Here is an 8,369-nt window from a genome sequence, read left to right on the forward strand (position 1 = left end):
GGGCCGAGCAGGTCAGACCGGCTGGTTCGGATCGCGTTCGGGGAGTGGGCGTTCCACGATGGTCGGGCGGCCCATCGGGTTGCGTACGCGGCGTTTCGCGGACTGGTAGACCTGGATCGTCTCGGCGGCGACGACGTCCCAGGCGAAGTCGGCGGTAAGCCGTTCGCGCGCGGCGTAGGCGCGGTCCTGAGCGGCGGCGGGATCGTCGAGCACGGCGCGAACCGCCTCGACAAGGCCGTCGACATCGGCGGGTTCGAAGGACGCGCCGGTGACACCGTCGACGACCAGTTCACCGAGGCCACCCGCAGTGGAGGTGACCAGCGGAATGCCCGACGCGGCCGCCTCGAGTGCGACGATGCCGAACGGTTCGTACCTGCTCGGCAGCACGATCGCGTCGGCGCCGTGCAGCCAGCCGAGCAGTTCGTCATGGCCGAGTTGTCCCGCGAAGGTCACCGCACGCGCCACCCGATGCACCCTGGCGCGCTCGCGCAGCCACTCGAACTGGGTGCCGACACCGGCGATGGTCAGCGTGGTGCCGGGATGGGCGCGCCGGATCCTGGGTAGCGCCGCGATCGCGTCCTGCACACCCTTTTCGTACTCCAGCCGACCCACATACAACAGCCGTGGCGGACCGGTGCGCGGTGCGCGCGGACGGAAGGACCATGCGCCGACGTCGATGCCGTTGCGGATCACCCGCAGCGGAATCCGCTCCGGCCCGTAGAGCCGTTCCACCTCGTCCTGCATCGAGGACGAGCAGGTAATGAGCGCGTCGGACTCGTTGGCGAGCCACCACTCGACCGAGTGGACCTGCTTGTTGACCCGGCCGGAAACCCAACCGCTGTGCCTACCGGCCTCGGTCGCGTGCAAGGTCGTCACCAGCGGTACGTCGTAGTACTCGGCAAGGGCGATACCGGGATGCGCGACCAGCCAATCGTGCGCGTGCACGACATCGGGAACCCAGCCGTCACCGATGCCCGGCTTGCCGAGCCCGATACCGGCCCGCACCATCGCATGGCCCATGGCGAGGGTCCAGGCGAGCATGTCGTCGCCGAAGTCGAAACACGGCGGGTCCTCCGCGACCGCGACCACCAGCACGCCCTCGGCGATGAAGGAGTGGGTGGGATGGGTCGAGGAGTCGGTACCGCTCGGGCGGCGCGAGAGCACGACGACCTCGTGGCCCGCGGTGGCAAGCTCGGTCGCCAAGTGGTGCACATGCCTGCCCAACCCGCCGACCACAACCGGCGGGTACTCCCACGACACCATCAAAATCTTCATGCATGCCCTTCTGAGGCGGAGCCTTGATCCGCGGCGGGACTTGATCCTGGCGCGAGTTCCAGCGCGGCAGCGTGGTGTTCCGCCCCGGCAGAGCGATGACCGGACCCTGAGGCAAGCCGCCGTGCGTCCAAACCGGGAAAGAGTCCGTCAGCCGCACTCCATCCTGCCGCCAACTGCTGTGCTTTGGCGACTTGGCCCGCGCCGACCGCGGCCGCGATTTCGCGCACGGCATGCGCATGCCGGTGCGCGCGATCCCTGGCGTAGCCCTCGGCGGAGTCCTTGCTGACCATGAACGCCCAGTCGCTGGACACGGTGAGGATGGCCTCGCGCAGCAATTGGTCGGCGACCGGGTCGCGCAGCTCGACCGCGCCGTCGGCGGCCCGCATCTTCTCGACGGTATCGAGGGCGAGGCGGACCACGTCGTCGTTGAGTTCCACCAGGTCACGGACCTGATCGCCGGCCCAGACCCGCCAGTCCTTGCCGGAACCCCATGACGAATCCGCAAGGGGAACGGGCTCGCCGACGAACCCGCGTTCGCGTGCGCCGGCGAGGGTGCCGACATTCACGCCCGCCTCGGGCAGTGCGCGCAGCACCTGCTCGAGCCACTGCGGCCCCTCGTGCCACCAGTGGCCGAACAGTTCGGTGTCGAAAGCGGCCACGACCAGGGCCGGGCGGCCGATTCGCTCGGACTCGGAGATAAGTCGCTCGCGCACGGTCTGCACGAAATCGTCGACATCGCGGACGATCGCGGCGGACGCGAGCTCCGGGTCGTAGGGCGCCTTGTCCGCACCGGCCACCGTCTTGCCGGTGACGCGCGCGGGCTTGAGACCCGTCGCATGGTCATAGTGATGAAAATCACGGTAGGCGCTGTGTCCCGGATAGCCGGACTTGGGCGACCACACGCGGTAGCTCACCTGGAGATCGCGTCCGAAGGCCACCACATCGGACTCACGTACCGGCCGCCCGAGCGAGGTGTCGCCGCGCAGTGCCGGACCGTCGACCATGAAATGCGTCACACCCGCCTCGGCGTATCCGGTCTCCATGCCGGGGGTGTACCCGCACTCCGGTGCCCAGATCCCGGACGGGGTATGGGCCAAGCGCTGATGTGCGTCGGCAAGGCCCTCGGTGAGCTGGAAGGCGCGCAGCCGGGGGGCGAGCAGCGGCTGGAACGGATGGGCCAGCGGACCGCCGAGCAGCTCGATCGCGTCGGCGTCGATGAGCGAACGCCAGACCGGAGACGCGCCATGGCGCCAGCGTTGTTCGAAGTCGGCGAGCGCGGCGGTGGCAAGCCGGTGTTCGTGCTTGCCGAGCGCGGTATTGCCCGCCATGGCGGCCTCGTCGGCACGCAGTTGCCAGTTGCCCAGCCAGTGGTGCATGCCGGACAGGCAGTGCGGGTCGTCGAGCTGGGCCGCGAGCACCGGCGTGATGCCGAGGCTCAGCAAATGCGAACGGCCTTCGGCGGCAAGGTTTCTCAGGACCTCGGCGACCGGGAGATAGGACGAGGCCCAGGACTGATAGAGCCATTCCTCGCCGACCGGCCAGCGACCGTGGTGCGCGAGCCAGGGTAGGTGGGAATGCAGGACCAGCGTGAACTGACCAGGAACTGCCGGTCTGCTCAAGGCTTCACCGCGATGGCGACCAGGTCGAGGCTCGCATCGATGTCCTCGGTGGCCAACGCGAAATCGTCGATGGTTACCGCGGCGACATCGGCGGTCAGGTCGGCGGGCCACGGCTCACCGGCGAGCGCGCGCTCGATCTGGGCGTCGATGAACGAGCCGCCGTGTTTGGCGTCCAACGTTTTCAGGCTCGGGCCGTGATGCACCCCGGTCATCAGTGTGACGTCGAACCCGGCGTCGACCAGCAGTTCGGTCAGCTCCGCGGCATTGAGCTCCCTGGTGTGGAACGGGTTGAGTGGGGTGTCGCGACCGGGGGAGAAGGTGATCCGGTTGGGCGTGCTGATCAGCAGCTCGCCGCCGGGGCGCAGCACCCGCAGACATTCCCGAATGAATTGGCTCTGGTCCCAAAGATGTTCGATGACTTGGAAATTCACCACCACATCGACCGAGGCGTCGTCGAGCGGCAGCGCGGCGAGATTGCCTCGGATCATCTCGACGCGTGGATAGCGAGCGCGTACGTGCGCGACCGCGCTCGCGTCGTAGTCGAGGCCGGTGACCGTGGTCGCCACGTCGGCGATCATGTTCGCGCCGTAGCCTTCCCCGGATCCTGCCTCGAGTACCCTCTTACCCGCGCACCGCTCGAGCAGGCGCGCGTAGACGATCTCGTGCCTGCGGAACCAGTAGTTCTCCTCGGCGATGCCGGGGACGGTGCGCTCACCGGTCAGCGGCAGCGGCTCGAGGTCGCCGGCGGTCGACTCGGGAGTAAGGCCCGGTGGGGTGCCCACTGCGGCAGGGATCACAGTCTCTTGCCCTCCCGCCACCCGGCTACCACCCCTCGTGGAATCGCTACGCGATACTCGATTCATCGCTCCGACGTTACTGGTACAACCGGCGCACGATAACGCCCGGACCGGTGTTGTGAGAGAGAAGACGTTAAGTTACCCATGGGTAACTTAACGTAAGGTAGTGTCACGCCCTGAGCTAATCAATGGACGTGCGGCCCGCTCGTGCGACCACCACACCGTGCCCCCAGAACAGGAGGTCGACGAAGACCCATGCCGAACATCGTCGTACTCATCAAGCAGGTTCCCGACACCTGGTCCGAGCGCAAGCTGACCGATGGTGACTACACGCTCGACCGCGAGGCCGCCGACGCCGTCCTCGACGAGATCAACGAGCGCGCCGTCGAAGAAGCGCTGCTGATCAAGGAGGCCCAGGGCGGCGAGGTCACCGTGCTGGCCGCCGGTCCGGACCGTGCCTCCGAGGCCATCCGCAAGGCGCTGTCCATGGGCGCCGACAAGGCCATCCACGTCAACGACCCGGCGATCCACGGCTCCGATGCCGTGCAGACCGCCTATGTGCTCGCTGCCGCACTCGGCCAGATCGAGGGCGTCGAGCTGGTCATCGCAGGCAACGAGGCGACCGATGGTCGCGCCGGAGCCGTGCCCGCCATCATCGCCGAGTACATCGGCATCCCGCAGCTGACGCACCTGCGCAAGCTGGTCGTCGACGGCGACAAGATCACCGGTGAGCGCGAGACCGACGAGGGCGTCTTCAAGCTCGAAGCCACCCTCCCGGCCATCGTCAGCGTCAACGAGAAGATCAACGAGCCGCGCTTCCCCTCCTTCAAGGGCATCATGGCCGCGAAGAAGAAGGAAGTGCTGACCTTCACGCTGGCCGACCTCGGTGTCGACCCGGCGACCGTCGGCGTCGCGAACGCGGGCACCACCGTCACCTCCGCGACCCCGAAGCCGCCGCGCACGGCGGGTGAGAAGATCGCGGACGAGGGCGATGGCGGCACCAAGATCGCCACCTACCTCGTCGGTCAGAAGATCATCTGATCCGCCCGTCCGAGACTGCTTAGGAGAGAACACAAAATGTCAGAAGTACTTGTGCTCGTCGAGCACGCCGACGGTGCGATCAAGAAGGTCAGCACCGAACTGCTCACCGCGGCCCGCTCGCTCGGTTCGCCCGCCGCCGTCGTGCTCGGCCCGGCCGGGACCGGCGAGAAGCTGGCCGACGCGCTCGCCGCGGCCGGTGCCGAGAAGATCTACATCGCCGAGTCCGACGATGTCGAGAAGTTCCTGGTGACCCCGAAGGTCGATGTGCTTGCCGCACTGTCGGAGTCGGCTTCCCCGGCTGCCGTCCTCGTCGCCGCCACCGCTGAGGGCAAGGAGGTGTCGGGCCGCCTTGCCGCCCGCATCGGCTCCGGCCTGCTGGTCGATGTCATCGACGTCAAGGCCGACGGCTCGGTCGTGCACTCCATCTTCGGTGGCGCGTTCACCGTCGATGCCAAGGCGACCGGCGACGTCCCGGTGATCTCGGTGCGCCCCGGCGCCATCGAGGCCGCCCCCCAGGCCGCCGCGGGTGAAAAGGTCACCGTCGAGGTCCCGGCTCAGGAAGACGGCGTCGTGCGCGTCATCTCCCGTGAGCCGATCGTCGGTGGCGACCGTCCGGAGCTCACCGAGGCGACCATCGTCGTCTCCGGTGGCCGTGGTGTCGGTTCCGCCGACAACTTCTCGGTCGTCGAGGCGCTCGCCGACTCGCTGGGTGCCGCTGTCGGCGCTTCGCGTGCCGCGGTCGATTCGGGCTACTACCCGGGCCAGTTCCAGGTCGGCCAGACCGGCAAGACGGTCTCGCCGCAGCTCTACATCGCCCTCGGCATCTCCGGCGCGATCCAGCACCGCGCAGGTATGCAGACCTCGAAGACCATCGTCGCGGTCAACAAGGACGAAGAGGCCCCGATCTTCGAGATCGCGGACTACGGCATCGTCGGCGACCTGTTCAACGTCGCCCCGCAGCTGACCGAAGCGGTCAAATCGCACAAGGGCTGATAGCCCCGCGCTGAGCGTTTTCGAGTGGCCCCGACTGGAAACAGTCGGGGCCACTTGCCTTTACGCCGCTGTGGCATCGTTATCGCTATGTCCCAGTTGATGTCTGGTGTGCCTCGCTACCTCGGCGGATGGCCACCGCACCGGAGCAGCGGTAGCGCCCCAGCGCGCCCATCCCGAAATGCCCCGGCCCGCAGGCTATTCCATAGACGTGCCATGTCGATCTTCGCTGCCCTGCTGTTCGTGGCGCTCGGCGTGGTCGGCTGTGGCTCGGAGAAAGCATCGACCATGGAATCCGGCGACTGCGGCTATTTGGTCGACCCACCCGGAAAGGATCGGTTCGACTTCCGGGAACGTGGCTGCAACAATCCCGAGGCGGCAGTGCGGGTGGTGCGTGGCTGGAAAACGCAGCGCTGTCCCGCGGGCGAGTTCGAGGAATACAACTCCTCTAAGCGCGGCAGCACAACCTATGTGTGCCTCCAGCTCAATGCCGAGGTAGGCGACTGTTTCACCGACGTGAATAGCGGAATGCAACTCGCGAAACTGCGAAAGATCCCCTGCACCGAACCCGGCGCCTTCCAGGTGAACGCCAAGAGCGCTTCCCGCGACGACAACGTCTGCACTGCGGCCATCATCAAACAGCACCCGGGTACGGACAAGGTCAAGCACTCCGACAAGAGCTACTGCCTACACCCGATCGGCGGCTGAGACGCGACACCTCGGGTAGGAAAGTTTTCCGGCCAGGCGACTGGCTGTGACCGAAACCGCCACTACCGTTGCTAGGGTCGCGGCTGTGAGTGTTTCTCATACGGATAATGCCGCCGAACCGCCCGGCCCGGTAGTGCTGGCGATGGCCCTCATCGGCGTGGCGGCCCTGCTATTCGTCCGCATCGACCACATCCCGTTCGTCGGCGGACTAACTGGACCCGACCAGCTGATAGGTCTATTGGTCGGCACCGTTCTGCTGGGGCCCGGGCTCGTTGTGTGGGCGATCAAGACGCTGTATCTCGTAGGCAGAGAGGGCCGTTGGTCATGGAAGGTCACCGCAGTGCCCGCGGTGGCTGTCACCGGAATCGTGCTGGGCCTTGTCCTGCGGCCCGCCGACTTCGAATCCGCACGCCCAGCGATGGAAAAAGCCGCCCTCGAGATGCTCCGCGCGAACGGCCCGAGCACCCGCGCAGACCTGAGCCTGGGCGGTCTCGATATCAGCTTCGCCGACCGCCGGACAGATGACCGTGTCTACTTCTACGACGCCGATGGTGCCATAGGTTCCAACATCACCGGCTGGGTCTACTCCCCCTCCATCGAGCCCGCGCAGACTTTCAACCGGCGGTTCGAGAAGCTCTCCGACAACTGGTACGCGTTCGTCTTCACCACGGAGTGAGCCGCAAACTCATCCGAGACTCGGCTACGGCAGCGCGTTTTCGCGCTACGGTGAGGTGTGGCGACATTGGATTCCGACGATGAGATCACGGCCGCAACCATCGGCGACCTGAAACCGTACGCGGTCAAGGTAATCGTCGAGGACTACAACCCTGAATGGCCGACCTGGTACTCCCAAGGGGAAGCGGCACTACGAGCAGCACTCGGCACGCTGGCTCTACGCATCGAACATACAGGCTCGACCTCTGTGCCCGGCCTCGCGGCCAAACCGATTATCGACATCCTGCTGGTCATCCCCGACACCGCCGACGAGGCGACCTACATCCCCGCTCTCGAGGCCATCGGTTACACACTTCGAATTCGAGAGCCGGATTGGTACCAGCACCGCTGCCTCATCCGGCGGACAGAACTCGGCGCACCATGGAGCGTCAACCTGCACGTCTTCTCCCCGGAACCAGGCGCCCCCGAAATCGAGCGGATACTCGCCTTCCGCGATTGGCTTCGCACTCACGACGGCGACCGCACGTACTACGAGCGAATCAAACGCGAACTCGCCCAGCAAGATTGGAATTTCGTTCAACACTACGCGAACGCCAAGAGCGATGTAGTCGAGGAAATCCTCAGCCGAGCCCTGCGCGGTTGAACTCCGAATACCATGGAATGCCGCGAAAGCGGTTCGACGCTGCTGAAATGGCATTGACCCGCCTCGGTGCCTAGTTCCGCTGAGGGGACCAACACGCCGAACCTAAACGCGACTTCGCGGTCGAGTCCGAATCCGACTGCGCGACTTCCTGCTTGCCCAGCGCGGTGCTGGTCTCAGCGTGGCCTGCGCGGGCAGCAATTTACTCCGCCCCAGTCGCTGGCGGTGATGGCGATCGTCAGTTCGATCGGCGAGCCGCCATGCCCCACGGGCTGCAACCGGATTAACTGGTGGGTGGGTGGTGTTGGGGTGCGAGGTATTCGCTTGGATGGTGGTAGTGGTTGATCCGGGGTGTTTGGTTGGGGTCGGTGGTTTTTGGTGGGATCCATTGCGTGCGACTGGGTGTGGGATGGCCTGCCGGTGCCGGGGTGGTGGCCCACTGCATTTCCCCGCTACCGACGAGGCGGTGGTGGGGTTCGCAGGCGAAGGTGAGTTGGTCAGCGTCGGTGGAACCGCCGTGGGCCCATTCCTGACGGTGGTGGGTTTGGCATAGGTATCCGGGTTTCGAGCAGCCGGGGTGGGTGCAGCCGATATCGCGGGCATGCAAGATGATGCGTTGGTCAG

General features: G+C 66.3%; 9 protein-coding genes. 5 read left to right on the plus strand and 4 right to left on the minus strand.

Translation table 11 applies throughout. From position 1 onward, the window contains the following. Positions 1 to 12 precede the first annotated feature (12 nt). Genes ACLMAJ_RS20600 through ACLMAJ_RS20610 form a run of 3 tightly spaced genes read right to left on the minus strand, consistent with a single transcriptional unit; the run spans position 13 to position 3,757 of the window. Positions 13 to 1,275 carry a glycosyltransferase family 4 protein gene (locus tag ACLMAJ_RS20600; protein WP_412015380.1) on the minus strand — a complete coding sequence of 421 codons (1,263 nt, stop codon included), beginning with the start codon at positions 1,273 to 1,275 and terminating at the stop codon, positions 13 to 15. Next, on the minus strand, positions 1,272 to 2,894 hold the full coding sequence (locus ACLMAJ_RS20605) for a 1,4-alpha-glucan branching protein domain-containing protein (protein ID WP_412015381.1): 1,623 nt from the start codon (positions 2,892 to 2,894) through the stop codon (positions 1,272 to 1,274). The genes ACLMAJ_RS20600 and ACLMAJ_RS20605 overlap by 4 nt, the downstream gene beginning before the upstream one ends. Next, complete coding sequence (locus tag ACLMAJ_RS20610; protein WP_412015382.1) at positions 2,891 to 3,757, minus strand: class I SAM-dependent methyltransferase; 867 nt, start codon at positions 3,755 to 3,757, stop codon at positions 2,891 to 2,893. The genes ACLMAJ_RS20605 and ACLMAJ_RS20610 overlap by 4 nt, the downstream gene beginning before the upstream one ends. A 189-nt stretch (positions 3,758 to 3,946) precedes the next feature. Between ACLMAJ_RS20610 and ACLMAJ_RS20615 the strand changes: the two genes are divergently transcribed. From ACLMAJ_RS20615 to ACLMAJ_RS20635, 5 genes are all read left to right on the plus strand, one after another. After that, positions 3,947 to 4,732 (plus strand): electron transfer flavoprotein subunit beta/FixA family protein, encoded by a 786-nt coding sequence (locus ACLMAJ_RS20615; protein ID WP_412015383.1) that lies wholly within the window; start codon positions 3,947 to 3,949, stop codon positions 4,730 to 4,732. Positions 4,733 to 4,768: 36 nt separating this feature from the next. Next, positions 4,769 to 5,725 carry an electron transfer flavoprotein subunit alpha/FixB family protein gene (locus tag ACLMAJ_RS20620; protein ID WP_412015384.1) on the plus strand — a complete coding sequence of 319 codons (957 nt, stop codon included), beginning with the start codon at positions 4,769 to 4,771 and terminating at the stop codon, positions 5,723 to 5,725. Positions 5,726 to 5,938: 213 nt separating this feature from the next. Further along, complete coding sequence (locus ACLMAJ_RS20625; protein WP_412015385.1) at positions 5,939 to 6,430, plus strand: hypothetical protein; 492 nt, start codon at positions 5,939 to 5,941, stop codon at positions 6,428 to 6,430. Between the two features lie 85 nt (positions 6,431 to 6,515). Further along, positions 6,516 to 7,106 carry a hypothetical protein gene (locus ACLMAJ_RS20630; RefSeq protein ID WP_412015386.1) on the plus strand — a complete coding sequence of 197 codons (591 nt, stop codon included), beginning with the start codon at positions 6,516 to 6,518 and terminating at the stop codon, positions 7,104 to 7,106. 66 nt (positions 7,107 to 7,172) lie between these two features. Next, positions 7,173 to 7,748: a GrpB family protein gene (locus tag ACLMAJ_RS20635; RefSeq protein ID WP_412015387.1), complete on the plus strand. Its 576-nt coding sequence runs from the start codon at positions 7,173 to 7,175 to the stop codon at positions 7,746 to 7,748. 280 nt (positions 7,749 to 8,028) lie between these two features. Here the strand turns inward: ACLMAJ_RS20635 and ACLMAJ_RS20640 are convergent. After that, positions 8,029 to 8,369 (minus strand): HNH endonuclease signature motif containing protein (locus ACLMAJ_RS20640; protein ID WP_412015388.1); only part of this gene is annotated, 341 nt, incomplete at its 5' end.

This window comes from Nocardia arseniciresistens, assembly GCF_046764875.1.
GTDB lineage: Bacteria > Actinomycetota > Actinomycetes > Mycobacteriales > Mycobacteriaceae > Nocardia > Nocardia arseniciresistens.

Excerpts from the sequence above, each read along its gene's own strand:
- ACLMAJ_RS20600 (WP_412015380.1), bottom strand. The coding sequence starts at position 1,275 with ATGAAGATTTTGATGGTGTCGTGGGAGTACCCGCCGGTTGTGGTCGGC.
- ACLMAJ_RS20625 (WP_412015385.1), top strand. The coding sequence starts at position 5,939 with ATGTCGATCTTCGCTGCCCTGCTGTTCGTGGCGCTCGGCGTGGTCGGC.
- ACLMAJ_RS20610 (WP_412015382.1), bottom strand. The coding sequence starts at position 3,757 with ATGAATCGAGTATCGCGTAGCGATTCCACGAGGGGTGGTAGCCGGGTG.
- ACLMAJ_RS20615 (WP_412015383.1), top strand. The coding sequence starts at position 3,947 with ATGCCGAACATCGTCGTACTCATCAAGCAGGTTCCCGACACCTGGTCC.
- ACLMAJ_RS20620 (WP_412015384.1), top strand. The coding sequence starts at position 4,769 with ATGTCAGAAGTACTTGTGCTCGTCGAGCACGCCGACGGTGCGATCAAG.